This is a genomic window from Solirubrobacter ginsenosidimutans (assembly GCF_027587205.1).
Genome location: NZ_JAPDOD010000017.1, coordinates 29,735 through 56,324 on the forward strand (window position 1 = coordinate 29,735; position 26,590 = coordinate 56,324).

A 26,590-nucleotide genomic window follows, 5' to 3' on the forward strand; every position below is an offset into this window, starting at 1 on the left:
GAGTTAAGTGATCGCTTATGACCCTCGCTCAGCTGCAGTCCTTCGTGCTGGTGGCGCGCCACGGCTCGGTCAAGGCGGCCGCGGCGGAGCTCGAGGTGACCGAGCCCGCGGTCTCGGTCGCGGTGTCGGCTTTGAAGAAGGAGCTCGGCGATGAGTTGTTCGTCCGCAGCGGCCGCGGCATCGCGCTGACGCCCGGCGGGCGGCGACTGGCGGCACTGGCGACCGAGATCCTCGGGCTGGCCGAGCAGGCGCGGCGGTCGGTGGCGGAGTCGGGCGGCGAGAGCCGCCGTCTCTCGGTGCTGGCGACCCCGCTGGTCGCCGAGCACATCGGCCCGCTGATCGAGCTCTTCACCGCCCGCGACGACGGGCTCGAGCTGACGGTCACGTCGGCCGCTTCCGGGTCGTTCGTGGAGGCGTTGGAGCATCGCCGCGCGGACATCGCGCTCGGCCCGGCGCCGAGCGGCGCGACGTCGATCGCCGCCGCCCCGTTCCTGCGCTGTCGCTTCATCGTCGTCGCCGCGCCCTCGCACCCGCTGGCGAGCGGGCGGGCGATCGCGCCGGCATCGCTGGCGGGCGAGCGCTGGCTCGTCGGCCCGCCCGAGCTGGACCCCGGCGAGGCGACGGGCAGCTTCTTCGCCCGCAACCCCGGCTTGGCCCCTGAGCAGATCTCGACCTACAGCAGCGGCGCCGCGGCGGTCGCCGCCGCGGTGGCCGGCGAGGGCATCATGCTCGTCCTCTCGCACGCGGTCGTCGACGAGGTCCGACGGCGCCAGCTCGTGCGTCTTGACGTACGGGGAACGCCGATCATCGAGATGTGGCACGCCTCGACCCTCGGTCTGGGGCGCGCCCTGCCGGCCGCCCTGGCGCTCCAGCGCTTCGCCACGACGCCGGAGGCGACGCAGGCGATCTCCTCCGGCCGCGCCGGCGCCGTGTCCTCCCAGATCCGCCCGAAGGTCCACGTCACGCTGTGGCAGTCCGTCGCTCAGCGCGGCGGCTGACGGAGCTCCCCGAGGAGGGCGACCGTCGCCTCCGCGCAGCGCATCACCTCCGGGTCGTGCTCGCGCGCGTGGCTGACGATCTCGTCGAGGACGAGCTGGGCGGATTCGAGGTCCGTCGGGCGAGCTCCGAGCCGGAGGAACGTGCGGTAGGCGTTCTCCGCGTCGTCGCGCTCGCCGGCGAGCACCGAGAGCACGCCGACGTCCGCCCACGCCCACCAGTCGCCGCGCCGGGGACCGTTGGCCTGCGCCCACACCAGCTCATACGCCGCTTTCGCCGCCGCACGCTGCTGCTCGTCGGGCTGTGGCGCGAGCAGAAACGCGATCACCTGCTCGTTGGTCAGGTTGTACGAGTTCACGATCCCGAACTCGGGATCCTGCTCGATCTCGCGCCCCGCCGAGTACTCGCGCAGCGCCTCGTCGAGACGTCCCTGACGCCGATGCGTGCCCCCGAGCACCCCGTGGGTGTCGGCCAGCGCCGTGGCGACCAGGGAGGTGCTACTCGCCTCGGTCTGCGCTCTCTGCTGTTCGAGCGCCGGTTCGAGCAGGTCGATCGCTTGGGTGAGGAACGCGACCGCCCGATCGTAGTGCTCGCGTCGCGAGTAGGCCTTGGCTCGTCGCTGCAGGTCCGCCGCACGCTCGAGCGCGTCCTCGACGCTCATTGCGCCTCCTCCAATTCGTCGAGCTTCGCGAAGATCTCATCCGCGAGGTGGTCGCCGACGGGGAGACGCTCCACGAGCTCGTCGCCGACGGTCTTGGCCATCGCAAGGACGTTCTTGTCTTCGATGTCCTTGCGCCGCGTGAGATAGAGCCAGGCCGCGACGAGCAACTCGACCCCGTTGGACTCCGCGTCGGCGGCCAGCGCGTGGTCAGGCGGGTAGACCGTCGGTCGCCGGCCATCGCTCTTGTCGGTGATCATCGCCGCGGCGAGCTCCTGCAGCCGCTCCACGACCTCGCCCGCGACGGCCTCTCCCGCCGCGTCGGCGAACCTCCACGCTTCGGGATAGATCGCGTTATGGGTCCGCAGCGAAGGGGCGCGGGCCCGCTCCTCCGAAGTCAACTGACGAAGTTCACGGTGACGTTGAGTCATGTCGGTCACCGCGTCCCTCAGTGATGCGGTCTCGTAGCGGATCGGTTGAAACAGGTCGACGAGTGCGTCGCGTTCCGGGGTCCCCTGCTCGCCCTGTTCGAGGATCACGATCGGGACGATAGGGCTTGCCGCAAGACGCACGCCGAGCTCGAAGAGCACGTTCGGACGCCATTCGGTCAGGTCCACGACGCAGAACTCCGTCAGCCGGATCGCCTCGTAGAGGGCGGCGCTGACCTGCCGCGGCGAGTCGATGTCCAGGCTGCGCGCGACCTTCGCCTGGAGCACCGAGGAGCTGAGCGACCGCCGCTGGAGATCTCGCGACGCCGCGGCGTCCAGCGCGCGCAGTAGCCCATTCCCGACGCGCCGGGTGTACTCCTCGTCGAAGGAGCAGAGGACGAGCACCTGACCGTCCTCGAGGGTGCGCGGACGCGCGGCCGCCGACGTCGGCGGGACTGCGCGGACCGGATCGAACGCCGGAAGATCGGCGTAGCGGTGCGGGGCGGCTCGCAGCTCGCGGAGCCCGTCGCGTACACGGCGGCCAAGGGTGTCATGCGGGCCCTGCAGCGCGTCATACGGCCGCTCCTCATGCGAGCTGATGCGCACCTCACGCAGATGGAAGAGCGCCGTCGTCCTGTCATCGACACGCTTCGATGAGCAGACCGTCACGCCGCGCCGGATCACGGCGCGGATTCCAAGGAGCAGGATCGCGACCGGGTCGCGCTCGATCTCGGTCAAGTCGAAGAGGGCGACGTCCGCTCGGCAGACGTGGCGCACGCCGTCGAGCAGGTTGCGCGGCGACGCGACCAGTTCCTTCGGACGCAGGCACACCGGCTCGTCCGCGAAGGTGAAACCGAGTTCCCGCTGGATGCTCTCGAAGTACTTGGTCTGCATGTCCCGGCATGCCGTCGTGAATTCCTCGTCCTCGCCTGAAGAGAAGACGATGCACCACGGTGAGCTCGCCGGCTCCGCGGGTGGACGACGTCCCGCATTGCGGAAGATGCGCAGCTTCGAGACTTCGCCTTCGCGCTGCTCGGGGTCGTGCAGTTCGGGACGGGCGGCATCCGCGGTGGTGGCCCACTCCGCCTGCACGAAATCGCTCACATCCTCCAGCGACAGCCATTCGGGTCCGGCAGCGTCGCCGTCGCGCAGGACGCGCGTTAACGCCGCGGTGAACAGCGTGGGCGCATCCGGGTCTGGGGCGTTCGCGTAGTCGTCGCGGCTTGCCGCGGCGAACACTGCCACGCCTTTGCCCGCCCGCGGCGTCTTGAACGCATCGACGATGCCGGCTCCAAGGCAGGCGTCGACCACGACGATCTGCGGCACGGTCCGGCGTGCCGGCTGCATGGCTTCTGCGAGCGCAACCGCTCCGAGCATGGTGTTGACCGGCTGATCTCGCCTGGTTCCCTGCAGCGCCAGCCGATACTCCTCGCTCGCGATCTCGCCGTGGCCGATGTAGTAGACGATCGCGGCGCTCGGGCCGTCGGCCGCGACACGCGCCAGGAACGCTTTGATCTCTTCTGCCATCTCGCTCGGCGAGAGCGGCTGGTCGAACAGATCGAGGAACCACTCCTCCGGCAGCTCGAACGTGGTTGCCGCCAGCCTGCGAATCGCGTCTGCCGCCTGGCCGAACGCAGGATTGCTCAGGTCTTCCTGGTTCGGGAACTCCGCCGCTCCCAGCAGGATCAACGCCGGTGCGGGGAGTTGGACACCGGGCATCGTCACGCGGGCGGAACCACTGCGGTGACCGCCGCCTCCGCCTCGTCCGGACTGTCGACGACCGCGTGACCGTGCTCACTGTCGAGCACCAAGCGCCGGTCGCGATGCTTGTACTTCCACGCGCGAACGGCTTGCTTGAGCCCGATCGTGCCGGCGGCGGGGACCAGGATCATCAGCACCGTCCCGAGGTCCTGTCGCGACGGGTCCTCGCGCTGGACGTTCACCTCGAGCGCGGGGTCCTCGCTCTGCAGGAAAAGCTTGAGCTCCGCGGCCAGCGCGCCCGCTTCGGCTGGCCCGGCGCCGTCGAGGCGCACCGTGATCGTCGTCTGCCCCATGGCTTCCATTGTCACTGTTTCCACACCGTTGAGCGCCCCCGCCGACAGTAAAAGACTACTCTCGGCTCGTGACTCCGGAGCCTGCTCGCGCGCAATCCGATCCGCCTCACGCTTTTTGGCGGGACGGCCTCCTGGCGGTCGCGCTCGCGGCGCTCTACGCGGTTGCGCTGGACCGTATCAGCGACGCTTCACCCTGGCTCTCGGTCGCCGGGATCGGCGTCGGATTGCTGGCGTTGGCCTTCACCCAGTACGCCCGCAAGTGGTCCGGGATCCCGCTCTGGTTCTTCTTGGGCGGCATCGCTCTCGGCATGATCGTGCAACCGTCGATTCCGGATCGCAGCGACCTCGGCGACCTCCTGGCGACGAGCGCGCAGGTCATCGCCGGCCTGCTGGTCGCGCTCGTCGTCGAGCCGGTGCCCGACCGGGCGTCCGACAGGGACAGGCAGCTCCGGTGGCTGGGGACCGTCGCGCTCGTCGTCGCGACCCTCGCGGCGTTCGCCGGGCTGCTCCCCGCCGTCGACGGCGATGCCGACCTCATCTGCCTCTGGCTGGTGTGCGGCGGCATCCTCGCGGCCGTCGCGACGATCGTGACCCGCCTCCCATCGCCGCCATAGACGGCTGCGCTCAGGAGGCGACGCGCAGGCCGTCGGCCCCGAGCGCGACCGAGGCCCGCGCCGTCACGAGGTGGTAGAGCACGAGCAGCTGGACGAGCGCGAGCGACTCCGAGCGGTGCAGCTGCGTCCCGACCGTGAACTCGCCGAGGCGCTCCGAGCGCAGGTGGCTGGCGAAGTGCATCCGGTCCCAGATCGCCTCCTCGATCGTCGCCGCGTAGCCGGGGTCGATGCCGCCGGAGATCGCGAGCGTGTGCTCGGTGCCGGCGTCGACGATCGTCAGCCCGCGCTGGTCGCCGTCGACGAACGGCGTCAGGTCCGGATGCACGAGGCCGCGGCCGAGCGTGACCTCGGCGTCGAACTGCCCGTGATCGCCGGGGACGAAGCAGACGACGATGTCGGCGAAGCGGCGTTGCGGGCGGATGAACGTCGCCGAATCGCTCTCGCGCCGGTCGAGCTCCTCGAGCACCTGATCGGTCGTGTACCCGCGCCGGGAGCAGTCGCGGTCGACCTTCCACTTGCGCCGCAGCTCCTCCAGCGGCGCGAGGAACACGCGCACGTCGAAGACCTCGCGCAGCGCCTCGGTGTGGTAGCCGAGCAGCCCCTCGACGATCGTGAACTGGCGCGGCGTGACGTAGACCGGCGCGCCGAAGGTCCCGTCCTGGTGGCGGTAGACGGGCTTCAGGATCGGCCGCCCCGCGCGCACCTCGCGGAAGTGCTGCTCCATGATGTCCATGTAGTTGCACGCGGGGTGAAGCGGCGTGATCGCGTGCTCCGCGCGCTGGCGGCGGTCGAAGCGGTGGTAGTCGTCGGCCGCGATGTGGGTGACGTGCTCCTCGCCGAGCAGCCGCACGAGCCCGCGCGTGATCGTCGTCTTGCCCGCCGCGGAGTCCCCAACGACACCGAGGATGATCGGGCGCGGCATCAGGCGAAGACCGAGCTGGCCAGGAGGTCGCGCGCCTCGAGCGTCATCAGGTCGGTGCGCGAGGGCGGGCCCGGGGCGTCGAACAGCCGCGCGGCCTGGCGCAGGCGCGCGCGGTCGATCGCGTTGCGGATGCTGCGCGCGTTGGCGAAGCGCGGCCGCGCGCGGCGGCGCTCGACGTAGGCGACGAGCGCGTCCTCGGCATCCGCGTCGAGCACGTAGTCGCGCTGGGAGACCATCAGCCGCGCGATCGCGACCAACTCGTCGACGTCGTAGTCGGGGAAGTCGACGTGATGCGCCACGCGGGAGCCCATGCCGGGGTTGGCACGGAAGAACGCTTCCATCGGCTCACGATACCCGGCCAGGATCACGACGAGCCGGTCGCGCTCGGCCTCCATCGCGCCCAGCAGGACCTCGACCGCCTCCTGGCCGTAGTCGCGCTCGTTCGCGGGGCGATGCAGGTAGTACGCCTCGTCGATGAACAGCACGCCGCCGTAGGCGCGCTTGAGCACCTCGGTGGTCTTGGGCGCGGTGTGGCCGACGTACTGGCCGACGAGGTCGTCGCGGGTGACGGACACCACGCGCGGCGTCTGCACGTAGCCGAGGCGGTGCAGGACCTGAGCCATCCGCAGCGCGACCGTGGTCTTCCCGGTGCCGGGATTGCCGGTGAAGCTCATGTGCAGCGTCGGCCGGGTGGCGGTGAGGCCCTCGGCCTCGCGCAGCCGGTCGATCGTCAGCAGCGCGGCGATCTCGCGCACCCGCGCCTTGACCGGGGCGAGCGCGACGAGGTCGCGGTCGAGCTCGCCGAGGACCGCGTGCACGTCCGGCTCGGCGAGCGTCGTCGCCGTCATGCGTACCGGCTCCCGGCGGGCGCGTCGGTCGCGTAGGCGTGCAGCGCATAGCGGACGCGCCGATCGGACTGCTCGATGCGCTCGAGCCGGAAGCCCGGCTCGCTCGCCGGCCGCGAGACGATGAACGACAGCGCCGTCGTCTGGCGCCCGAGGGAGCGGTCGTACGCGACGACCTTGACGTAGCCGCGGGGGTAGGTCTCGCGTGCGGCGCGCACGTCGTCGAGCACGCTTGGCGCCTCGTGCTCGGGCACGTCGAAGCGCGGCTGCCCGCACAGCTCCCACAGCGCGTTGCGCGGATGCGGGTCGTCGGTGCGCTCGATCATGATCGCCCAGCCATGGCGCAGCGCGTAGCGCAGCTGCGCTTCGAGCTGCTCGTCGGAGAGCTCCGGCAGGTAGGAGAAGGCGCCTTGGGTGAGTCGCATCAGTAGACCGGGGTCGGGGTGACGAGGGCATCGGGCGTGTCGGTCGACGCGTAGTCGAAGGTGATGTCCTTCCAGATCTCGAGCGCCGCGCCGAGCTGCGGGCAGCCCTTGGCCGCTTGAGCCAGAATGTCCGGCCCCTCGGTGTGGAAGTCGCGCCCCTCGTTGCGCGCCATGACCATCGCCTCGACGGCGACGCGGTTCGCGGTCGCGCCGGCGGCGATGCCCATCGGGTGGCCGATCGTGCCGCCGCCGAACTGCAGGATCACGTCCTCGCCGAGGAGGTGCAGCAGCTGGTGCATCTGGCCGGCGTGGATCCCGCCCGAGGCGACCGGCATGACACCCGGCAGCGACGCCCAGTCCTGGTCGAAGTACAGGCCCGTCGCGGGGTCGGCGGCGTTGTGGCGCTCGCGGCAGATGTCGTAGTAGCCGCGCACGTTGCCCGGATCGCCCTCGAGCTTCCCGACGACCGTGCCGGCGTGGATGTGGTCGACGCCGATCAGCCGGCACCACTTGGCGAGCACGCGGAACGACATCCCGTGGCTCTTCTGGCGGGTGTAGGTGCTGTGGCCGGCGCGGTGCAGGTGCAGCAGCACGCCGTTGGCGCGGCACCAGCGCGCCAGCGAGGTGAGCGCCGTGTAGCCCACCGTGAGGTCGACCATGATCACCACGCTGCCGATGTCGCGCGCGAACTCCGCCCGCTCGTACATCTCCTCCATCGAGCCCGCGGTCACGTTCATGTAGTGACCCTTGATCTCGCCGGTGGCGGCCTCGGCGCGCATCACGGCCTCGATCGCGAACAGGTAGCGGTCGCGCCAGCGCATGAACGGCTGCGAGTTGATGTTCTCGTCGTCCTTGGTGAAGTCCAGCCCGCCGCGCAGCGCCTCGTAGACGACGCGCGCGTAGTTCTTGGCCGACAGGCCGAGCTTGGGCTTGGTCGTCGCGCCCAGCAGCGGGCGGCCGAACTTGTCCAGGTACTCGCGCTCCATCACGATCCCGTGCGCCGGGCCTTGGAACGTCTTGACGTAGTGCGAGGGGATCCGCATGTCCTCCAGCCGCAGCGCGCGCAGCGCCTTGAAGCCGAAGACGTTGCCGATGATCGAGGAGCTGAGGTTGGCGATCGAGCCTTCTTCGAAGAGGTCCAGGTCGTACGCGATGTACGCCATGTACTGGCCCGGCGTGCCCGGGACAGGGTCGACCCGGTAGGCCTTCGCCTGGTAGTGCTCGTAGGAGGTCAGGCGGTCGGTCCAGACGACGGTCCACGTCGCGGTCGAGGACTCGCCGGCGACGGCCGCGGCGGCCTCGACGGCGTCCACGCCGTCCTGCGGCGTGATCCGGAACGCGGCCAGGACGTCGGTGTCCTTGGGCACGTAATCGGGGTCCCAGTAGCCCATCTGCGCGTAGGGCGTGACGCCCGCGGTCCAGCGGTCCTTCGTGGTCAAGGCGGTCATCGGGGCCCTTTCAGCGGTTCGAGCGTGGCGACCCCGGCGGCGGCCGCGCGCACGGTCGGGACGGTGGCGTCGACGGATTCCTGTCCGCAGACGGCGAGATCGCGGGCGAGCCCGGCGGCGATCAGCGCGCGCCCGCCCGCACCCGCGGCGAGCGCGTCGGGCCGTTCACCGGCGACTGCCTGCGCGAGCAGCGCGGCGTCGGAGGCTTGCCCGCCCAGCCGCTGGGCGAGGCGGCCGGCCACGTAGGTGTCCTCCAGCGACGGGCGCCCGTCGGTGCCGGCGCACAGCAGCTGCACGTCGCGGTCGCCGATCGCGTCGAGGGTCGCTTCGAGGTTGCGCAGGCAGCCGATCAGGACGACGGTCGAGAGCGCCGCGGCGCGGAGGATCGCCGGTGTGCCGTTGGTCGTCGCCAGCACCAGCACGTCGCCAAGCGGCGGGTCGGTGTCGCCGGGGGAGTTGCCGAGCGCGAAGCCCGGCGGGCGCACGCAGCGCCGCTCGCCGGCGAGCACGCGTCCGGGTGCGTCCAGGGCGTAGGCGGCGTCGAGCGTGGCCGCGCAGAGGACGCGCCGGTAGCCGGCCTCGAACGCGCGGACGATCGTCGTCGTCGCACGCAGGACGTCGATCACGACCGTCACGTCCGCGCGGCGCGCCCCGGCGGGCGTGAAGGCCACGTCGACGGCGCGCAGCCGCGCGCGGTGGGGCGGAGCGGCCGGCCGCGGGGCCGTGGAGGCGAGGGGCATGCGGCAGGAGCTTGCCGGGATCTTGCTTCGCCTTCCATCGAAGTGTTCTCACGTATGCAGTGGTTTTTGCTTATGGTTCTGAGACGTGTCGATCACGTTGACCCAGCTGCGCGCGTTCCTCGCCGTGGTGCACAGCGGCTCGGTGACGGCCGCCGCGGACGAGCTGATCGTCACCCAGTCGTCGGTCTCGGCCGCCGTCAGCGGGCTGGCGCGCGAGCTGGGTACCCCGTTGCTCGAGCGCGACGGGCGCGGTGTCCGGCCGACGCCCGCGGGAGCGGCGTTCGCGCCCTTTGCGACCGACGTCATCGGGTTGCTCGAGCAGGGCCGGCGCGCCGCTGTCGAGAGCGCGGAGAACGCGTCGCGAACGCTCCGTATCGCCGCCGTCACGACCTCCGCGGAGTCGTTCGTCCCGCGGCTGATGCAGGCGTTCGCGACGGCGCACCCCGGCGTCGGGCTGACGCTCGACGTCGGCAACCGCGACCGGGTAATGGGGCTCGTGCTCGCCCACCAGGCGGACGTCGCCTTCGCCGGCCGCCCGCCGCGCGACGCCCGCTTGGAAGCCCGGGCACTGCACCCGAACGAGCACGTCCTGATCACCGCGCCGGACGACGAATTGGCGGCTCGCGCGGAGGTCGCGCCGCACGAGCTGGCCGCCCGCACGTGGCTGCTGCGCGAGCCCGGATCGGGCACCCGCTCGGTCAACGAGGACTTCCTCGCCGCGACCGGTCTTGCGCCGCGCACGCTGACGGTCGGTTCCAACGGCGCGATCCGGCAGGCGGCACGCGCCCGGTTGGGCGTCTCGTTCGTGTCGCGTGACGCGGTCGCCGACGATCTCGCTACAGGTCTGCTGGCAGCGATCGCGGTCACCTCCGCACCTGCGCCGAGGGCGTGGCATGTGCTGTGCTCCGGGGTGGGACCGGTCCGGCCGGTCGTGGCCACGTTTCTCGATTTCATCACTGCCCGAGGAGGTTGAAGATGCGTCCCCCCGTTCCGCCCTTCACCGAGGAGACCGCGCGCCAGAAGGTCCAGGCCGCCGAGGACGCGTGGAACACCCGCGACCCCGACAAGGTCGCCGCGGCGTACACGGCCGACTCCGTCTGGCGCAACCGGGACACGTTCGTGACCGGCCGTGACGAGATCGCCGCGTTCCTACGCGGCAAGTGGGACCGCGAGCTCGAGTACGCCTTGCGCAAGGACCTCTGGGCGTACTCGGGGAACCGGATCGCCGTGCGCTTCCAGTACGAGTCCCGCGACGCGAGCGGGCAGTGGTGGCGCTCCTACGGCAACGAGCAGTGGGAGTTCGACGAGGAGGGCTACATGCGCCGCCGCGAGGCCTCGATCAACGACCTCGCGATCTCCGAGTCCGAGCGCCGCATCTTCGGCACCCGGCCGGAGTCCGAGCGGGGCGACGCGATCCCGCTGCGCTAGTCGAGTCGGTTGACGAATGGTCGGTCCGACCGATGTGGTGCAGCCCGCCAGTGGCTCGCGCCGCAGGCGCTCGCGATGCGTGGCTCTGCCACGTGAGGAGCGCGGGTGGCGCGAGACGCCGCGGATGCGCCGCAGCGGGCGCACCGGAATTCGTCAACCGGCTCCTAGCCGTCGGGGTGCTCGGCCGCCCAGCGGATCGAGCGGACGATCGTCGCGTAGCCCGTGCAGCGGCAGATCTGGCCGGAGATCGCGACGCGGATCTCGTCGTCGGTGGGGTCCGGGTTGCGGTCCAGCAGCGCGCGGGCGGTGAGCAGCATCCCGCTCGTGCAGAACCCGCACTGCAGGCCGTGCTTCTCGCGAAAGCCCTCCTGGACCGGGTCGAGGACGCCGTCGCGCTCCAGGCCTTCCACCGTCGTGATCTCGTAGCGCTCGGCGGTGGCGGCGAGCACGGTGCAGGACTTCGCCGGCTCGCCGTTCATCAGCACGACGCACGTCCCGCAGTTGGAGGTGTCGCAGCCCCAGTGCGTGCCGGTGAGCCCGAGCTCGTCGCGCAGGAAATGGACCAGCAGCAACCGCGGCTCGATGTCGCGCGTGTATTCCTGCCCGTTGATCGAGACCGTCACCTGCATCCGCCGGAGGTGAACCTACCGATCAGCTCGGGTGCACGATGAGCAGGCTCGTCTGCGCGTTGTGCGCGAGCTTGCCGGCCACGCCGCCGAGCATCAGCCGCCGGTGCCCCGGCGTGCCGCCTGCGCCGACCACGATCAGGTCGGCGTGCTGCTCGTCGGCGACGTCGAGGATCGTGTGCGCCGGGTCGCCCGCGCGCACGTGCTTCTCGACCTTCAGGCCCGCGTCGTCGAACCGGTGCTCATCGCGCGACACCACGTCGTGCGCGACGCCGCGCAGGTCGACGGGATCCGACTTGCCGGTCATGCCGATCCGCTCCAGCGCCGAGCGTCCTGGATACGCGCAGACGAGGTGCACCGTCGCCCCCGTCCCCCGCACCAGCTCGAGGACCTTCTGAATCGCCGCCTCGGCGCCCGGAGAGCCGTCCGTCCCTATGACGATCGCGTTCATGCGCGGAGCCTACGCCGTTCAGCGAGCTACGAGCAGGCGTAGCGCCCCGGTGAACTCCGGTTGCGTGCGCAGCTGGCCGTGGCGCGCGTCCCACGCACCCGAGGCGAGCTCGGCGCGCAGCTTGGCGAGGCCGTCGTCGATCGCGTCGGCGGGCACGAAGCCCCAGGCCGATTGCGAGCGGCGGACGGTGGCGTCCAGCAGCGCCTCCGGACGGCCGTAGAAGGCCTCGGCGAAGCCGTCCACGCAGTCGAGGGCGACCGGGACCTCGGTGACGGTGACCTCACCGCCGAGCACCGCCGCGATGTGGCCGAGGCCCGGGTAGCGCCGCGCCTCGGCCGCGATCACCTCGGGGACGTAGTCCTCGAGCCAGAACTCCGCGATCGCGGGACCGTCGAACGTGAGGATCACGACCGCGCCGCGGCTGACGCGGCGCAGCTCGCGCAGGCCGGCGTCGCAGTCGGTCCACTGGTGGATCGTGATCGTCGCCATCGTCGCGTCGAAGCTGTCGGAGTCGAACGGGAGCTGCTCGGCCGTCGCGTCGACCGCGGGCGGCCCGGAGCGCTGCGCGCGCATCTTGGCCGACGGCTCGACCGCCACCACGTAGCGGTCTTGCGGCTCGTACGAGCCCGCACCCGCACCCACGTTGAGCACGGTGCGCGCGTCGCCCAGGGCGGTGTGGACGTAGGCCGCGATCCGCGGGTCGGTGCGGCGGACGGTCGCGTATCCCTCGCCGCCCGCCTCGTAGTCGAAGTCCCCGGCCGGCGTCTCCCTCATCCGCGCAGCGCCCGTTCCATGTCGTCGGCGAGCGCCGCGGACGCGTACGGGCCCTCGCCGCGCAGCTGCGCGAGCACCTGGCGCTGCGTGACCGGGTCCTTGTCCTCGCTCATCTTGACCTTGCAGATGAAGCGGGTGATCGGGAGCCGGATGCCGACCGTGCCGCGCGCGACCCGGGCGCCGTAGTCCTGGTCGAGGTAGAGCGGGTCCTCGACGTGCTGCTCGAAGTGCGCGACCAGCCGGGTCAGCACCTGAAGGTTGCGCTCGGGGTCGAGCACCTCCGGCACCCCGTAGCAGTGGGCGACGCTGAAGTTCCAGGTCGGTGCCTGCGCCGCGCCCTCCGCGTACCAGCTTGGCGAGATGTAGCCGTGCGGGCCGGCGACGATCAGCAGCACCTCGGCGCTGCCGAACGCGTGGATCTCGTCGTCGGGCTTGCCCACGTGGGTGTAGATCGCGAGCTCGTCGCTCTCCTCGTCGAGCAGGATCGGATAGTGGCTGGCGACCAGTCCGTCGGCCTGGCTGACGAGCGTCGCCCACGGGTTCTCGGTGATGAGGCGGCGGACCACCGCCGGGTCGGTCTCCGCGTGATGGGGGCTGTGCCGCATGCCGTCAACCGTATCCTTGCCCGCGTGGAGCCGACCCGCCGCACCCAGGCCGAGCGCCGCGCAGAGACGGAGCGGCGGGTGCTCGAGGCGACGATGGCGATCATCGCCACCGACGGCGTCCGGGCGGTCACGATGGCCGCGGTGGGTGATGCGGCGGGGTACTCGCGCGGGATCGTCAACCATCAGTTCGGCACCCGCGAGGGACTGATGACCGCGGTGGCGAAGCTCGCCCAGTCCCAGTTCGCCCCGGTCGCGCCCGGCCTGCGCGGGCGTGAGCGGATCGTCTCGGACGTCGCCGCGTACCTGGCGGCGCTGCGCTCGGGCGCGCGCGACGCCAGTGTCTTCCTGCGGCTGTGGATCGCGGCGATCGGCGGCGAGGAGCCAGGGCTGCGCGACCTGTTCGTCGAGCGCGACGCCTCCTTTCGCCGCTACTTCGCCGTGAAGATCGCCGAGGGCATCGAGGACGGCACGATCCGGCCCGAGGTCGACGCGGACGCGGCCGGGTTCGCGATCGTCGGCCAGCTCCGCGGCGTCTCGCTGCAGCTGCAACTCGCGCCGGACGCGGTCGACGTCGACGCGCTCGCCGCCGAGGTCCACGGCTGGCTCGACCGCGCCCTCGCCCCGTAGGGGTCAGACCCCTCAACATTGCGAAGCACCGCGCAGAGCCAAAAGAATTGTTGAGGGGTCTGACCCCCTAATCACCGCGCTCAGCGCGCCGTGAGCGCGGCGACCGCGGCAGGGAGCTGGTCGGGGAGCGCCAGCCACCAGTGGCCGGGGCCGTCGAGCGCGACCACGCGTGCGTCGGCGGTCGAGGCGTCGCGGGGCGCCGCGCGGTAGAGCCGCAGGACCGTCTCCCCCAGCGTCGCGTCGAAGCCCAATGCGAGCCAGGACGCTGTCGCCGGCGAGAGCGCGCCGCCCATCGTGTGCCGCGCGCGGACCTCGGGCGTCGCGGCGACCTGCGCGGCGAGTCCCTGTGGGGATCGCCGGATCTGCGCCACCTCGTGCCAGACGTACTCCGGGTCGAGCGCCTCGGGGTCCGGGTCCTCGACCAGGTGCCGGTCGAGCTGGTCCTCCATGAAATCGATCATCTTTGCCGCCTCACTTGCTTGACGTACAACAAGTTAGCAGGCGAATGCGTGACGGGTGGGGTCATTCGGCTGCCTGTGGGGCAGCTCAGTGACCGCACCCGTCACCCGCTCAGGCGGAGAGCGCGTGCTCGAGGCGTTCGCGGGCCTCGACCACCCGCGGCGCGTGCGATCCGGGCAGCAGCCGCCCACGCGCCAGCTGCCGTGCTTCGTCCGTGTGCCCGTTCGCCAGCAGCGTCTCGACCTCCTGAAGGTCGCTCGTGACCGGGATCGCGAAGCGGTACGGACGCGCCGTGATCAGGCCGCCGAGCGCGCTGCGCAGGCGCGACATCTCCGCCCGCAGCGTCACCGGCTTGCCGCCGTCGGCATAGATCTCGTGGGTGAGCTCCTCGACCGTCAACCCGTCGGGAGCGAGCAGCAGCGTGCAGAGGATCTCCGCGTGGCGACCGGAGAGCGGGACGGTCTCCCCCGGCCGGTGCAGCAGCGGCCGGCGGCGCAGCAGATCGAGCCGCACGGGGGCGTGCGGCTCCCGGCGCCCGCCCGCGCTCCGCTGCCAGACGACCAGGCAGTCCTCGAGCGGTTCGACGTCGGCGACGGTTCCGTCGGGAAGCGCCAACTCGCCCGGCTCGAGCGCGAATCCGCTCGGCAGCCACCCGCTCGGCACGCCCATCAGGACCTGCCCGTTGCGCCGCACCAACGCGGTCCGCTGACGCGCGCCGCCCACCCGCTCCAGATAGGCCTCGCGCGCCCGCTCGTCGCGGCGGTCGCGGTCGTGGCGCAGGAAGGCCTCGGCCATGCCCGCGGCGGCGGTCACGAGGCTCAGGGTGTGCGGATGCGCCGTCTTCAGGTGGCCGGTCAGATCGATCACACCGATGATCTCGCCGGTGGCGGGATCGTGGATCGGCGCGCCGGAGCACTGCCACGGGTGCACGCGCCGCGAGTAGTGCTCGGCGCTGAAGATCTGCACCGGGTGGTCGACCGCGATCGCCGTGCCGAGCGCGTTCGTGCCGGCGCCGCTCTCGCTCCAGTCCGCGCCGCAGACGAAGTGCATGTCGTGGGTGGCCTCGATGACCCGGTGGTGGCCCTCGATCCACAGCAGCACGCCCGCGGCGTCGGAGATCACGAGCATGTGGCCCGACTCGCTGGTGGCGCTGCTGAGTAGGTCGCGCAGGACCGGGAGCACCGGATGCAGCGGGTGGTGCGACCAGCGCTCGTCGATCTCGCGCTCGTCGGCCAGCACGATCGGTGCGCGGGTGACCGGATCGACGCCCGCGCTGGACGACCGCGCCCACGACTGCGCCACTACGGCGCGCACGCTGCCGCCGACGTCGCGACCAGAGTGGAAGGCCTCGTGCACGCGTTGCAGCGCCTTCGCCTGGGCGAGGCGATCACCCAACGGGTTGACGGCCAGCCACGGGTTGCGCATCTAGTCAACGCGAAACTACCGGATCGCGATAAAGCAGCATGCAACGTTGGCGCAACCTCGGCAACCCCTTACACGCGTAGTCATAGGCTCGTGACAGGAAGTCCGTCCACGCATGAGGAGGAGTCCGTTATGGCCATCGCCATTGCTGTCGCCGAGGCCACCCGCCGGTTCACGTCGTCGCCGCGCCAGCTGCTGATCGGCGGCGAGTGGGTCGACGCCGCCGACGGCGGGTCGTTCGAGACGATCGACCCGGGCACCGGCGAGGTGCTCACCACCGTCGCGCACGGCAAGGCCGAGGACGTCGACCGCGCCGTCGCCGCGGCGCGCAAGGCGCTCACCGGCACGTGGGCGAAGATGACGCCGTCCGAGCGCGGCCGCGCCATCCACCGCCTCGGGGATCTCGTCGCCGAGAACGCGGACGAGCTGGCCGAGCTCGACTCGCTCGACAACGGCAAGGCCAAGGCCGTCGCCGCGGCCGCCGACGTCCCGCTCGCCGCCGACCTGTTCTGGTACATGGCGGGCTGGGCGACCAAGCTGCGCGGCTCGACCGTGCGCCCGTCGCTGCCCTACATCCCCGGCGCCGAGTTCCACGCGTACACGGTCAAGGAGCCCGTGGGTGTGGTCGCGCAGATCATCCCGTGGAACTTCCCGCTGCTGATGGCGGCGTGGAAGGTCGGGCCCGCGCTGGCGACCGGTTGCACGATCGTTTTGAAGCCGGCCGAGCAGACGCCCTTGAGCGCGCTGCGCCTGGGCGAGCTGGCGCTGGAAGCCGGCATCCCGGCGGGCGTTCTGAACGTCGTCACCGGCTACGGCGACGCGGGCGCGGCGCTGGCCGAGCACCACGACGTCGACAAGGTCGCCTTCACCGGCTCCACCGAGGTCGGCAAGCTGATCGCGCAGGCCGCGGGCCGCACCAACCTCAAGCGGGTCTCGCTCGAGCTCGGCGGCAAGTCGCCGAACATCATCCTCGACGACGCCGACGTCGCGGCCGCCATCGCCGGCTCCGCCCAGGGCATCTTCTTCAACCAGGGCGAGGTCTGCACCGCGGCGTCGCGGCTCTACATCCACCAGAACCTGTTCGACGAGGTCGTCGAGGGCGTGTCGCGCGCGGCCGAGGCGATCAAGGTCGGCCACGGCATGAGCCCGGACACCGAGATGGGCCCGCTGGTGAGTTCGGAGCAGTTCGACCGCGTCACCGGCTACCTGAAGATCGGCGCCGAGGAAGGCGCCCGCGCCGTCACCGGCGGCAACGCGATCCCCGGCCCCGGCTACTTCGTGCAGCCGACGGTGCTGGTCGATGCCACGAAGGATCACCGCGTCATGCGCGAGGAGATCTTCGGCCCGGTCGTCGCCGCGACGCCGTTCGCGTCGGTCGATGACATCGCCGCCCAGGCCAACGACTCCGAGTACGGCCTCGCCGCGGGCGTCTGGACGCGTGACGTCTCCAAGGCGCACCAGCTCGCGTCGCGCATCAAGGCGGGCACGGTGCACGTGAACACGTACCACATCTACGACGCCGCGCTGCCCTTCGGCGGCTACAAGCAGAGCGGGTGGGGACGCGAGATGGGCGAAGAGGTCCTCAACGCCTACCAGGAGACGAAGTCGGTCGTGATCGCCCTCTGAACCTAAACGCCACCTAAGGGGTCTGGCCCCTTATCTCGCGTTTAGATTTCACGCGGCCCGGTCTGGCGCCGTTTCAACCTAAACGCCACCTAAGGGGTCTGGCCCCTTAAGTGGGCTTTAGGTTGCGAAGAAGACGTTCTTGAGCTCGGTGTAGGCGTCCGCCGCGTCTGCGCCGAGCTCGCGTCCTATGCCCGACTGCTTGAAGCCGCCGAACGGCGTGCCGACGCGCACGGCGGTGTAGGAGTTGATCGCCAGCGCGCCGATCTCCAGCGCGCGGGCGACCCGCATCGCGCGGGCGCCGTCGGTGGTCCAGATCGAGCCCGCGAGGCCGTAGATCGTGTCGTTGGCGCGGGCGATGACCTCCTCCTCGGTATCGAACGGGAGGATCGCCACGACCGGGCCGAAGATCTCCTCGCGGACGGCGCGATCGTCGTCGGCGGCGGGTTGCAGCACCGTGGGCGGGAACCAGAAGCCGCGCCCGCTGACGTTCACGCTCTCGACGACGATGCTCTAGAGGGCCGAAAAGTCAACTGCTCCGATGAGGGAGGGGCCGCTGCGGTGGATGGAGCCGTTTTCCGGCTCGCCGGGATCGATGGGTGGCCGGCCTCCTTAGCTCACGCGAGCACGAGACCGACCGTCAAGCTACGGGCCACGGAGACAGAAAGGGCGTTCTCACGCACGCCGATCACCCACCGGCACGCGGTGTGGTCACTAAACGTTGTCAGGCCACGTTCAGTGACCACTCGCCGCGAACGCGCCAGCTCGAACAGTGCGAACCTGATCGAAACCCGCGACCCTACCCTCAAACGCGCACGGTCGACCACGGCGACTGTGACGAGGCGCAGTTGACGTTCGTCCCACAGCAGCCGCGTCGCGGTCGTTGCAGACGCGGCTTTCAAACCAGGACGACTATTTCAGGGCCTTCTAGGCGCGATAGAGCGAAGTGATCTGAGCGAAGCCGAGCACCGGGAGCCGCGGACCGTCGACGCGGATCGACTGCCATTTCGTGCCGCCGCCGAGGCGCTCGACGCGCATGTCCCAGCGCGCGCAGAACGTCTCGACCTCGGGCAGGTGCTCGGCGACGACGGTGAGGATCGCGCCGGCCTGCGCTTCGGCCGGTACGGACTGGGCGTTGCGCTCGAGCCAGCCGAGCAGCATCGCATCGAGTTGCTCGGACAGCGTCAGGATCTGGGGGAAGTCGGGGCGGAGGGCGGTCATTCAGGTGAAGACGCCCAACCGCCCCGGGTTCTTCCCTGCGGCTTAGCTCACCACCACTTGCTCTCGCGCGCCGCGGCGGTCCCGTCGGTCTGGTCCAGCGAGTCCAGCGTCGCCATGTCCTCGCCGGTGAGCGCGAAGTCGAAGACCTGGCCGTTCTCGTCGATGCGCTCGCGGTGCGTCGACTTCGGCAGCACGATCAGCGAGCGCTCGATCGCCCAGCGGATCAGCACCTGCGCGGGGGTGCGGCCGAGCCGCGCGGCGATCTCCCCCACCCGCGGGTCGTCGAGGTGGCGGCCCGTGCCGAGCGGGCTGTAGGCCTCGAGCACGATGCCGCGCTCCTCGCACGCGTCCAGCAGTTCGCGCCGGAACTCGAACGGGCTGAACTGCACCTGGTTGACGACGGGGCGCGAGTCCGCCACCGCGATCAGGGCGTCCAGCTCGGGAACGTTGAAGTTCGAGACGCCGATCGAGCGCGCGTAGCCCGCCGCCTGAGCGCGCTGCATCCCGTCCCACGCCCACGTCGGCCCGCCCTGCGGCCAGTGGATGATGTAGAGGTCGACGTAGTCGACGCCCAGCCGCTCGAGCGAGCGCTGCGCCTCCACCTCGGCGTCCTTGCCGCCGGGGTTGAACTTCGTCGTCAGATAGATCTCGTCGCGCGGGACGCCGCTGTCGGCCAGGGCCTTGCCGACGCTGCGCTCGTTGCGGTACGCCTGGGCCGTGTCGATGTGGCGATAGCCGAGCTCGAGCGCCCAGCGCACGGCGTTCTCGGTCTCAGGCCCTTCGGGCACCTGCCACACGCCCAGCGCGAGCAGGGGAATCTCGTTGCCATCGGCGAGGACGCGGGCGCGCCCGTCCACCGTCAGGTTCGTTGCCATGTCAACCAGGTTACGACGCTGCGAAGTCGGACGCGAACGCGTCGACTTCGGGCTCGCCCTGCTTGAGCAGCGTCACCGGCACGCTGCGCGAGCCGGGCTTCTTGCCTTGCGCGTAGGCGAGCGGCAGGTCGACCAGCGCGTCGGCGAGATCGGAGATGCGGGCGGCGACGAGCGCCTGTAGCGCACCGTGGAACCGCAGGGCCCGCGGGTCGCTCAGCGAGGGCGCGCCGAGACCCCCGACGTAGATGTCCCGCGCGTTGACGGCGCTCGCGGCGCCGATCGCGGTCAGGTCGTTCCAGCACAGGACGAGCTCGATCGAGGCGTCGCTCTTCAACGCGGTCTCGACGACGCCCTGCGCGTCGGCATCGGCTTGCGCATCGACGGTCGCGGCGATCTCGACAACACCCCCGATGGCCTTCTCGGCGTCGGCGAACCCGGGAGCGAACGGGAGCGGCACCGCGGGCGCCGACGGCGGGCGGACGACCAGCGCGCGCTTGCCGTGCTTGACGGCGTCGGTCGCGAGCAACCGCCCCGCCTCCCCCCGGTCGACGACGATCCCGGCCGACTGGTTCTTCAAAGGCGTGACGTAGCTGACGATCGCGATCCCGCGCTTGAGCGCGTCCGCCGCGATCGGCTCCACCGCCGCGACGTCGAACGGCGCCACCGCGATCACGTTGAACCCGCCGCGGTCGCCGGTCCAGGCCTTCAGCTGCTTGACCTGCGCCGCGGTGCCGGAGGGATCGTTGCTGAACGTGACGTCCGCGCCCACCGCCGCCGCTCGCTCGCCCACGAGTCGCTTGACGTCGTCGATCGGCGCGTAGTAGGACGCGTAGTCGATCGCGACCGTCTTGCGCGCCTGGGCGCGGGCCTGCGTTCCAAGCCGGGGGTCGTTCTTCCCGCCGGCACATCCGGTGAAGACGGCCGCGGCGGCACCGAGCAGGAACGTGCGGCGATCGACGTTCACCGCGACCGCTGCTGGACGAAGGTGAGCGCGCCGCCGACGACGAGCACCAGCGCGAGCAGCACGAGCACGTTGGCGGTGGCGCCGGCGGGGTCCGAGGCGGAGAGATCGAGCAGCACGGTCGAGGCCAGCGTATTCGTGTGGCCCTCGATGTTGCCGCCGACGAGGATCACCGCGCCGACCTCCGCCAGCGCCGACAACAGCGCGGCCATCACCGCGGCGAACACGCCCACCCGCGCCTCCCGCAACGCCAGGACTCCGCGCCGCGGGCGCGACGCTCCGAAGGCACGCGCCTGCTCGAGCAACCCCGCGGGCAGGCCGGCGACGGCGGCGGCCGTGATGGCGACGACGATCGGCAGCGCGAGCAGCGCCTGCGCGATGATCATCGCCGTCAGCGTGTTCGTCAGCTGCAGCCGCCCGAGTGGGGACGCCGGGTAGAACGCGACGGCGAGGTAGACCCCGAGCACGACCGGCGGCAGGCCGAGGCCGGCGTTGGCGACCACGATCCCGGCGCGCCGGGCCCGGGTGCTCGCCTCCGCCAGCCAGACCGCGATCGGCAGGCCGATCACGAGCGCCAGGGCGGTCGAGGCGAACGCGAGCTGCAGCGTGCGCCAGACCGTCGTCCACACGTCGATGTCACCGCTGAAGATCCGTTCCAGCGCCTGCCGGACCATGACGAAGATGAACTCCACGTCAGAACACCACGCCGCCGTCGAGTCGCAGGCGCACGGCTTCACCCTCGGCGGGCCCGGGATACGGGTGGCGCACCTGCACCGCGCCGCCGTCGAGCGTGACCTCGCACAGCACGCCGTCCTCCTCGGGGATGCGCCGCGCGACGATGCCGGCGAGCGGACCGTCCGCGTCGAGCGCGACCTGCGCCGGCCGCACGCAGCGCACGCCGCCGCCGTTCTCGCGCACCGCTCCAGTGAAGCCGAGGAAGGTCGCCACGGCGCGGGTCGGCGGGCGTTCGAGGACGGCGCGCGGTTCACCGGCCGCGGCGAGCCGCCCGTCGAGGAGCACGATCAGCCGGTCCGCCAGCGCCCAGGCCTCGGCACGGTCGTGCAGCACGACGAACGTCGCGCGCGACGGGTCGCGGAGCACCGACGCGGCGTCGCGCAGGAGTGCGGCGCGGGTCGGTACATCAACGCCGGCGAAGGGCTCGTCGAGCAGCAGCACGTCGGGGCGCAGCGCGATCGCGCGGGCGAGATGCACGCGCCGCGCCTCACCGCCCGACAGCGTCCACGCGGGGCGCTCGGCGAGCTCGCCGACGCCCATCCGCTCCAGCGCGTCGAGCGCGCGCGCCGGCCGATCGGGCTTCGGCACGCCCCACCACGAGAGCGCTGCGTCGAGGTTCGCCCGCACCGACCGGCGCGCCAGGGCGGGTGCCTGCAGGGCCGCCGCGACGCGGCCGTCGATCTCGACCCTCCCGGCGAGTGGGGGCAGGAGGCCGGCCAGCGTGGCGAGCAAGGTCGACTTGCCCGCGCCATTGGGCCCGAGCACCGCGACGAGCTCGCCCCGGTGCAACTCGAGCGAGATGTCCGACGCGACCGTGGTTGTTCCTCGCCCGACGGCGAGGCCAGATGCGGTCAGGACCGGACGGGAAGCCATCGCGGGCGCTGTCCGTGTTGGACCACCGTCAAGGCGGCGGCGACGACGAGGAAGATCCCGAGCATCGCGGTCCCGTAGGCGACGGCCTCCGCGTTGCGGCCGCCTTCTCGCCAGACGACGAGCGTCGCCGTCGGCAGGGTCTGCGCGTCGGCGAGGTTGCTCACGATCAGCAGGGCGCCGACCGAGGCCATCGTGGTGCCGAGCGCGGCGGTCAACGCGGCGAGCACGCCGATGCGCGCCTCGCGTACGGCGAGCGCGGCGATCGCGGCGCCATCGGCGCCGTAGGCCCGCGCCTGGTCGAGCAGCGTCGTCGGCACCGCCTGCACGGCCGCGCTCGTCAGCGCGACGATCACCGGCAGCGCGAGCAGCGTCTGGCACAGGATCGCGGCGGTGAAGGTGTAGATCCAGCCGAGACCGCTGAGCGGGCCGCCGCCCCATTGGGAGCTGGGCCACATCAGCAGCCACAGCACTTGGCCGAGCGCCACCGGCGGCACGCGCAGCCCGGCGTTGAACACGCTCAGCGTCGTCTTGCGGCCACGGAAGCGACCGAGCCCGAGCGCGACGCCGAGCGGCACGCCCGCGACGGCGGCGATCGCGGTGGACTCGAAGCCGATCCGGAGCGTGCGAAGCGCAAGCTCGGCCGTGTCGTACTCGAACCTCACTTGCCGGCGTCGTAGACCAGCCGGCCGTCGGGCAGCCGGTAGACCGAGCCGACGCGCTCCCCCACGCCGCTGGCCCGCTGCCCGGACAGGTTGACCGTGCGCACCTTGTCGCCCTCCTTGATGATCACCGTCTGCCCGCTGGCCGTCTTGCGCACGATCGTCACGTCCTTGCTGGTCAGCAGCTCGGTCAGGTTCACCGACTGCAGCGCCGCCAGCAGGAACGCCACGGCGAGCACGATCCCGAGGTCGAACATGTTCACGAGCCCGTCGAGCGGGTCGCCGTTGTGATCGTCGCGGCGACGCGCGCGCGGCGTGACGCGGGTCATTGCTCCTCCAGCAGGGCGGCGACGAACTCGAGGTCGGACAGGTCCTGCGCGTACAGGCGGTCGCGGACGAGCGAGATGCTGAACGCGACCGCGCCCACAAGCAGGCCGAGCACGGTGATCGAGAACGCCACGCGCAGATTGTCCGTGAGCTGGTTGACGTTGCCCGCCTGCAGGCCGGTCAGGGCCGGTGACAGCGGGATCAGCGTGCCCATCAGGCCAAGCGCGGGGCCCGCGCGCACCAGCATGCGGGTGCGCTCGAGCCGCCGCAGCGACTGCAGGTCGTAGTCGGCGAGGCTCTTCGCGATCCGCGTCTCAGCGCCCGGCCCGCGCGCCTGCCCGGCCACGCGCACGAACGTCGCCGCCATCGCGTCGCTGGACGCCGCTCCACGGAGCGCCCCCAGAGCTCGATTGCGCGCTTCGTCGCTGTCGGCGGTGCGGGTGGCGACCGCCGCCCGCTCGAGCACGTCGCTGTCACGCCGGCGCCGCCGCACCAGCTCGACGACCAGCCCGCCGAGCTCGACGATCACGACCGCGAGCGCGGCCAGCGCCAGGATCAACACCGGGATGCGCAGGACGGTCGAGGCGTCGTAGACGACGTCCTCGACTGAGGCGAGGACGATCATCGCCTGAAGCCTCCCTCACGAACGGCGCCGAGGAGGAGCAGACCGAACAGCCCGGCACCCCCACCGACCCACCCGGCGATCGGCGCACTGTCCCCACCGCCACGCCGCGCCTGCGAACGATCCTGCTTGGTCGGGAGTGCCGAACGCGCGGCATCGATCACGTCGGCGATCGAGCCGGCGCTCGCCAGCAGGATCCCGTCGACCTGCTCGCCCTGCACCGCCGGTGCGGCGTTGCCGGGAGCGGCGGTCTCGGGAGCCGCGGTGGCGCCACGTGTCGGCGCCGAGGACTCATCGGTCTTGTCCTTGCCCGCGTTCGCTTCGCCGGTCTTCGCCTGACCGCCCGCGTTCCCGGTTCCCGACCCGTGCGGCGGTGCGGTCGCGCTCGCCGCGGCGGTGGCGGTGGCGGTGGCGCCCGCAGTGGCCGTGGCCGTCGGCGTCGCGACCCCGCGCGTGGCCCCGTTCGTCGCACGTGAGCTCTTGCTCTTGCTGCGCTTCGCCCCGGTGGCGGCGTCCTTCTGGTTCCCGTCGCCCCCGCCCGAGGTCGGCGCGCCGCCACCGGCGCCCGGGCCACCGTCGCCGCCGCTGCGGTTGGCGTCCGGCGTCGCGCTCGCCGTCGCGTGTGCCGTCGGCGTGGGTGTCGCCGTCGTGGTCGGCCCGATCACATTGATCGACGGATTGGTGAACACGAACGTCTTCGAGGATCCGTCGGTGGGATCGGTCACGGTCACGCTCGGTTGCCACGTGCCCGGGTCGTTGTACGTGTGAGCTGGCGAGCGATCCGTGCTCCAGGTTCCGTCGTCGTCGAAGTTCCAGCGATATCGCCAAGCGACGGTCCCCGGATCGTTGCGCACGCTGACGCCGAACTGCACGGAGTCGCCCTTCTTGGGATTCGGATTGGAGACGGTGGGCAGGAGTTCGAGGTCCCTGAACCCGGGATATCGCTCGACGGTCACCTCCAGCGGCAGGATCTTGTGGTTCACCACCGACGCCGTGATCCAGTCCTGGCCGTTGTTGTCGGTGGCGCTGCCGAGCGGGCGCAGGAACTGCATGCCCTGCCCGTAGGCGGTGACGAACAGCGCCTCACGGTGTTCTCCATTGGGGCCGTCGTAGCCGCCGACGATCCGATCGTGCCCGATGCTGAGGATCGATCCTGTGATCGACGTCCGTTCGATGTCGATCTGCCTCACGTGCTCGACCGGCTGACCGATGGACTCGAGGAACTTGCCCACCGACGTCCCGGTAAAGGGCTGTCGGAAGTCCGGACTGACGGTGTACGGGACATCGCCGATATCGCTCCAGCCGGCGATCGTCCCCGCGTCGTAGAGCGTCGTGTCGCCGTCGATCGTCACGTTCACGCCGTCCTGCGCGCCCGCCGTGGGGGCGAGCGCGCCGAGCGCGACGATGGCGATCGCTAGGGCTGTGACGCCCCGGCGCATTACTTCAGGGTGAAGTTCCGCGTCAGGGTGCGCTTGTTCCCGGCGAGGTCGGTTGCGGTGATCTGGACGCGGTACTTACCCGCCTTGAGGGTCTTGTGCGAGCCCTTGATCGTCTTGGCGGCCGTGGACTTCAGGGTCACGGTCTGGACCTTCGTGTACTTGTTGCCCTTCGCGGCGCGGCGCTCGATGACGAGCTTGATCGACCCGCCCTCGGAGATGCTGAGGGCGACGCCCCGGCGGGTGAGCGAGACCTTGCTCACCGTCGGGCGAGTCGTGTCCTTCGCCAGTGGCACCACCGTCGGGGTGGGCGTGGCGGTCGGGGTCGGGCTCACGGTCGGCTGCGGCGTGGCCGTCGCGGTCGGCTCCGGGGTGGGCGTCGGGATCGCGACCACGCCGAGTTCCTGCGTCGACGGGCTGTACTGGTTGTACGGCGACGCGGCGTACGCCGGTGTCGAGAACCGGTACTTGGTGGTGCGGCCGATCGCGGTCGTGATGGAGAACTTGCCGCCCGTGATCGTGTTGACGGGGCCGCCGATGCTCTTCCACGTCGCGCCGTCGTCGGTTGATTGCTGCAGCTGGATCGGCAGGCCGGTGATCGCCTCGACGTTGTTGAAGCCGCCCGGCAGGCGGTTCTTGGCGACGCCGTCGAGCTCGATCGTGTCACCCGGGGCGGCCGTCTGCGGCAGCGGGGTGTCCAGCGTCAGCGCTGGGAACGCGTCCGGGAGGAAGGCCGGGTCGATCGCGTTCGGGAAGCCGACCAGCGCCGCCTGGAACGCGGGCGAGACCAGGAAGTCGGCGAAGCGCGTGGCTGCGGCGACGTTCGGGATCGGCGGCGCGGCGAACTTCGCCGGGTTGACGATGTAGACGCTGAACGGGTTGATCAGCAGGTTCTTGCCGCCGGGTGCGCCGGCGTCGTTCTTGTCGGCGACGATCTTCAGATGGGTGACGACACCGTCGTTGACCTGCTTGTTGAACGTGCCGCGGTCGAGCATCGTGTAGCAGCCGTTGCCGGCGACGACGCAGGCCTCGACGCGGCCGAGGTTCTCGGCCTGGCCGCCGCTCTGGCGCACGTACCAGGCGGGGAATGTTCCGGCCCCGCCCGCGCCGACCGGCTCTGCGCGAGTGGTGTCCGCGGAGTTGGTCGCCTGCTGGACCGGCACGCCGCTCGTCATCTTCCACATGATCTGTTCCTGCACGTTGGTGCCGGAGGCGTCAGCGCGAGAACGGAAACGGACCGTGTCCGGGCTCGCCGCGCCGGCCGTCGCGATGTCCTGGAACGCGCCGATCGCGTCGTGCGGGTGCTTGGTGGCGACGCCCGCCGGGTCGTCCTTGGGGCCGACGATCACGTAGTCGGAGTAGAAGATCTGGCGGCCCAGGCCGAGGCTGTAGCCGTCGGCGACGAACTGTGCCTCCAGCGACGGCGCGTGGGTGATGACGACGTCGGCGAGGCCGTTGCGGGCGTTCGTCAGCGCGGCGCCGGTCCCCACCGCGTGGTAGGCGATCGTGTCGCCTGGCTGCGCCGCCTTGTACGCGTTCTCCAGCAGACCGGCAACCAGGCCGGCATCGACGGTGTCCGTCGTGCTCTCGATTCGGATGTTGTCCGCCGCTGCCATCGATGGCAACGCGAGTCCGGCGGCCAATGCGGCCGCGACCAATCCTGCTCGTCGCATCCCTACGTTCCTCCTCAGAGCTAGTCCGCTTCTGAATTCTAGTTGGGCACCACCTATGCGAGT

General features: G+C 71.2%; 30 protein-coding genes and 1 pseudogene. 6 read left to right on the plus strand and 25 right to left on the minus strand.

Going from position 1 to position 26,590, the window contains the following annotated elements; all coding sequences use genetic code 11:
- The first annotated feature begins 17 nt into the window (after positions 1 to 17).
- Positions 18 to 998, plus strand: a complete 981-nt coding sequence (locus OM076_RS18205; protein ID WP_270041462.1) for a LysR family transcriptional regulator — start codon at positions 18 to 20, stop codon at positions 996 to 998.
- On the opposite strand, the gene OM076_RS18210 is transcribed toward OM076_RS18205, so the two are convergent.
- The 3 genes from OM076_RS18210 to OM076_RS18220 are packed head-to-tail and all read right to left on the minus strand — an operon-like array spanning position 983 to position 4,136.
- On the minus strand, positions 983 to 1,657 hold the full coding sequence (locus OM076_RS18210; protein ID WP_270041463.1) for a tetratricopeptide repeat protein: 675 nt from the start codon (positions 1,655 to 1,657) through the stop codon (positions 983 to 985). The genes OM076_RS18205 and OM076_RS18210 overlap by 16 nt on opposite strands.
- Complete coding sequence (locus OM076_RS18215) at positions 1,654 to 3,801, minus strand: caspase family protein (protein WP_270041589.1); 2,148 nt, start codon at positions 3,799 to 3,801, stop codon at positions 1,654 to 1,656. The genes OM076_RS18210 and OM076_RS18215 overlap by 4 nt, the downstream gene beginning before the upstream one ends.
- Positions 3,802 to 3,803: 2 nt before the next feature.
- Positions 3,804 to 4,136 (minus strand): hypothetical protein, encoded by a 333-nt coding sequence (locus tag OM076_RS18220; protein ID WP_270041464.1) that lies wholly within the window; start codon positions 4,134 to 4,136, stop codon positions 3,804 to 3,806.
- 68 nt (positions 4,137 to 4,204) lie between these two features.
- Here OM076_RS18220 and OM076_RS18225 point away from each other — a divergent pair, with 68 nt between their 5' ends.
- Positions 4,205 to 4,750, plus strand: a complete 546-nt coding sequence (locus OM076_RS18225; RefSeq protein WP_270041465.1) for a hypothetical protein — start codon at positions 4,205 to 4,207, stop codon at positions 4,748 to 4,750.
- Positions 4,751 to 4,760: 10 nt separating this feature from the next.
- Here the strand turns inward: OM076_RS18225 and OM076_RS18230 are convergent, their stop codons facing one another.
- Genes OM076_RS18230 through OM076_RS18250 form a run of 5 tightly spaced genes read right to left on the minus strand, consistent with a single transcriptional unit; the run spans position 4,761 to position 9,130 of the window.
- Positions 4,761 to 5,672 (minus strand): phosphoribulokinase, encoded by a 912-nt coding sequence (locus OM076_RS18230; protein ID WP_270041466.1) that lies wholly within the window; start codon positions 5,670 to 5,672, stop codon positions 4,761 to 4,763.
- Entirely contained in the window at positions 5,672 to 6,520 is an 849-nt protein-coding gene (locus tag OM076_RS18235; protein ID WP_270041467.1) for an AAA family ATPase, read from the minus strand. The genes OM076_RS18230 and OM076_RS18235 overlap by 1 nt, the downstream gene beginning before the upstream one ends.
- Positions 6,517 to 6,942: a ribulose bisphosphate carboxylase small subunit gene (locus tag OM076_RS18240; RefSeq protein WP_270041468.1), complete on the minus strand. Its 426-nt coding sequence runs from the start codon at positions 6,940 to 6,942 to the stop codon at positions 6,517 to 6,519. The genes OM076_RS18235 and OM076_RS18240 overlap by 4 nt, the downstream gene beginning before the upstream one ends.
- The gene (locus OM076_RS18245) at positions 6,942 to 8,390 is read right to left on the minus strand and encodes a form I ribulose bisphosphate carboxylase large subunit (RefSeq protein ID WP_270041469.1); all 1,449 of its coding nucleotides are present in this window, start codon (positions 8,388 to 8,390) and stop codon (positions 6,942 to 6,944) included. The genes OM076_RS18240 and OM076_RS18245 overlap by 1 nt, the downstream gene beginning before the upstream one ends.
- Complete coding sequence (locus OM076_RS18250) at positions 8,387 to 9,130, minus strand: 2-phosphosulfolactate phosphatase (RefSeq protein WP_270041470.1); 744 nt, start codon at positions 9,128 to 9,130, stop codon at positions 8,387 to 8,389. Before OM076_RS18250 ends, OM076_RS18245 begins: the two co-directional genes overlap by 4 nt.
- 85 nt (positions 9,131 to 9,215) lie before the next feature.
- Here OM076_RS18250 and OM076_RS18255 point away from each other — a divergent pair, with 85 nt between their 5' ends.
- Positions 9,216 to 10,103 carry a LysR family transcriptional regulator gene (locus OM076_RS18255; RefSeq protein ID WP_270041471.1) on the plus strand — a complete coding sequence of 296 codons (888 nt, stop codon included), beginning with the start codon at positions 9,216 to 9,218 and terminating at the stop codon, positions 10,101 to 10,103.
- A complete protein-coding gene (locus OM076_RS18260; protein ID WP_372518054.1) occupies positions 10,100 to 10,558 on the plus strand; it encodes a nuclear transport factor 2 family protein in 459 nt (152 codons plus the stop codon). The genes OM076_RS18255 and OM076_RS18260 overlap by 4 nt, the downstream gene beginning before the upstream one ends.
- A 164-nt stretch (positions 10,559 to 10,722) precedes the next feature.
- Here the strand turns inward: OM076_RS18260 and OM076_RS18265 are convergent, their stop codons facing one another.
- Genes OM076_RS18265 through OM076_RS18280 form a run of 4 tightly spaced genes read right to left on the minus strand, consistent with a single transcriptional unit; the run spans position 10,723 to position 13,014 of the window.
- On the minus strand, positions 10,723 to 11,187 hold the full coding sequence (locus tag OM076_RS18265) for a (2Fe-2S)-binding protein (protein WP_270041473.1): 465 nt from the start codon (positions 11,185 to 11,187) through the stop codon (positions 10,723 to 10,725).
- 22 nt (positions 11,188 to 11,209) lie between these two features.
- A complete protein-coding gene (locus tag OM076_RS18270) occupies positions 11,210 to 11,635 on the minus strand; it encodes a universal stress protein (protein WP_270041474.1) in 426 nt (141 codons plus the stop codon).
- Positions 11,636 to 11,653: 18 nt separating this feature from the next.
- Entirely contained in the window at positions 11,654 to 12,409 is a 756-nt protein-coding gene (locus OM076_RS18275) for a class I SAM-dependent methyltransferase (RefSeq protein ID WP_270041475.1), read from the minus strand.
- Entirely contained in the window at positions 12,406 to 13,014 is a 609-nt protein-coding gene (locus OM076_RS18280; protein ID WP_270041476.1) for an FMN-binding negative transcriptional regulator, read from the minus strand. The genes OM076_RS18275 and OM076_RS18280 overlap by 4 nt, the downstream gene beginning before the upstream one ends.
- Positions 13,015 to 13,038: 24 nt before the next feature.
- Here OM076_RS18280 and OM076_RS18285 point away from each other — a divergent pair, with 24 nt between their 5' ends.
- The gene (locus OM076_RS18285; RefSeq protein ID WP_270041477.1) at positions 13,039 to 13,641 is read left to right on the plus strand and encodes a TetR/AcrR family transcriptional regulator; all 603 of its coding nucleotides are present in this window, start codon (positions 13,039 to 13,041) and stop codon (positions 13,639 to 13,641) included.
- Between the two features lie 80 nt (positions 13,642 to 13,721).
- Here OM076_RS18285 and OM076_RS18290 read toward each other — a convergent pair whose 3' ends face one another.
- Complete coding sequence (locus tag OM076_RS18290) at positions 13,722 to 14,102, minus strand: hypothetical protein (protein ID WP_270041478.1); 381 nt, start codon at positions 14,100 to 14,102, stop codon at positions 13,722 to 13,724.
- A gap of 109 nt (positions 14,103 to 14,211) precedes the next feature.
- The gene (locus tag OM076_RS18295; RefSeq protein WP_270041479.1) at positions 14,212 to 15,525 is read right to left on the minus strand and encodes a helix-turn-helix domain-containing protein; all 1,314 of its coding nucleotides are present in this window, start codon (positions 15,523 to 15,525) and stop codon (positions 14,212 to 14,214) included.
- Positions 15,526 to 15,654: 129 nt separating this feature from the next.
- On the opposite strand from OM076_RS18295, the gene OM076_RS18300 reads away from it, so the two are divergent.
- Positions 15,655 to 17,148 (plus strand): aldehyde dehydrogenase family protein, encoded by a 1,494-nt coding sequence (locus OM076_RS18300; RefSeq protein WP_270041480.1) that lies wholly within the window; start codon positions 15,655 to 15,657, stop codon positions 17,146 to 17,148.
- Positions 17,149 to 17,265: 117 nt separating this feature from the next.
- Here the strand turns inward: OM076_RS18300 and OM076_RS18305 are convergent.
- From OM076_RS18305 to OM076_RS18355, 11 genes and pseudogenes are all read right to left on the minus strand, one after another.
- Positions 17,266 to 17,628, minus strand: a pseudogene (locus OM076_RS18305) (aldehyde dehydrogenase family protein); the annotation flags it as partial.
- A 444-nt stretch (positions 17,629 to 18,072) separates the two neighbouring features.
- Positions 18,073 to 18,366: a hypothetical protein gene (locus OM076_RS18310; protein WP_270041482.1), complete on the minus strand. Its 294-nt coding sequence runs from the start codon at positions 18,364 to 18,366 to the stop codon at positions 18,073 to 18,075.
- Between the two features lie 47 nt (positions 18,367 to 18,413).
- Positions 18,414 to 19,241 carry an aldo/keto reductase gene (locus tag OM076_RS18315; RefSeq protein ID WP_270041483.1) on the minus strand — a complete coding sequence of 276 codons (828 nt, stop codon included), beginning with the start codon at positions 19,239 to 19,241 and terminating at the stop codon, positions 18,414 to 18,416.
- A gap of 10 nt (positions 19,242 to 19,251) precedes the next feature.
- Entirely contained in the window at positions 19,252 to 20,205 is a 954-nt protein-coding gene (locus OM076_RS18320) for a sugar ABC transporter substrate-binding protein (RefSeq protein WP_270041484.1), read from the minus strand.
- A complete protein-coding gene (locus OM076_RS18325) occupies positions 20,202 to 20,894 on the minus strand; it encodes an ABC transporter permease (RefSeq protein WP_270041485.1) in 693 nt (230 codons plus the stop codon). Before OM076_RS18325 ends, OM076_RS18320 begins: the two co-directional genes overlap by 4 nt.
- Position 20,895: 1 nt before the next feature.
- Positions 20,896 to 21,810, minus strand: a complete 915-nt coding sequence (locus OM076_RS18330; protein ID WP_270041486.1) for an ABC transporter ATP-binding protein — start codon at positions 21,808 to 21,810, stop codon at positions 20,896 to 20,898.
- Positions 21,789 to 22,472, minus strand: coding sequence for an ABC transporter permease (locus OM076_RS18335; protein WP_270041487.1), 684 nt, complete (start codon positions 22,470 to 22,472; stop codon positions 21,789 to 21,791). The genes OM076_RS18330 and OM076_RS18335 overlap by 22 nt, the downstream gene beginning before the upstream one ends.
- Complete coding sequence (locus OM076_RS18340; RefSeq protein ID WP_270041488.1) at positions 22,469 to 22,798, minus strand: DUF2149 domain-containing protein; 330 nt, start codon at positions 22,796 to 22,798, stop codon at positions 22,469 to 22,471. Before OM076_RS18340 ends, OM076_RS18335 begins: the two co-directional genes overlap by 4 nt.
- Complete coding sequence (locus OM076_RS18345) at positions 22,795 to 23,421, minus strand: MotA/TolQ/ExbB proton channel family protein (protein WP_270041489.1); 627 nt, start codon at positions 23,419 to 23,421, stop codon at positions 22,795 to 22,797. The genes OM076_RS18340 and OM076_RS18345 overlap by 4 nt, the downstream gene beginning before the upstream one ends.
- Positions 23,418 to 24,857, minus strand: coding sequence for a PKD domain-containing protein (locus OM076_RS18350; protein WP_270041490.1), 1,440 nt, complete (start codon positions 24,855 to 24,857; stop codon positions 23,418 to 23,420). The genes OM076_RS18345 and OM076_RS18350 overlap by 4 nt, the downstream gene beginning before the upstream one ends.
- The gene (locus OM076_RS18355; RefSeq protein WP_270041491.1) at positions 24,857 to 26,470 is read right to left on the minus strand and encodes a substrate-binding domain-containing protein; all 1,614 of its coding nucleotides are present in this window, start codon (positions 26,468 to 26,470) and stop codon (positions 24,857 to 24,859) included. Before OM076_RS18355 ends, OM076_RS18350 begins: the two co-directional genes overlap by 1 nt.
- Positions 26,471 to 26,590: the final 120 nt, after the last annotated feature.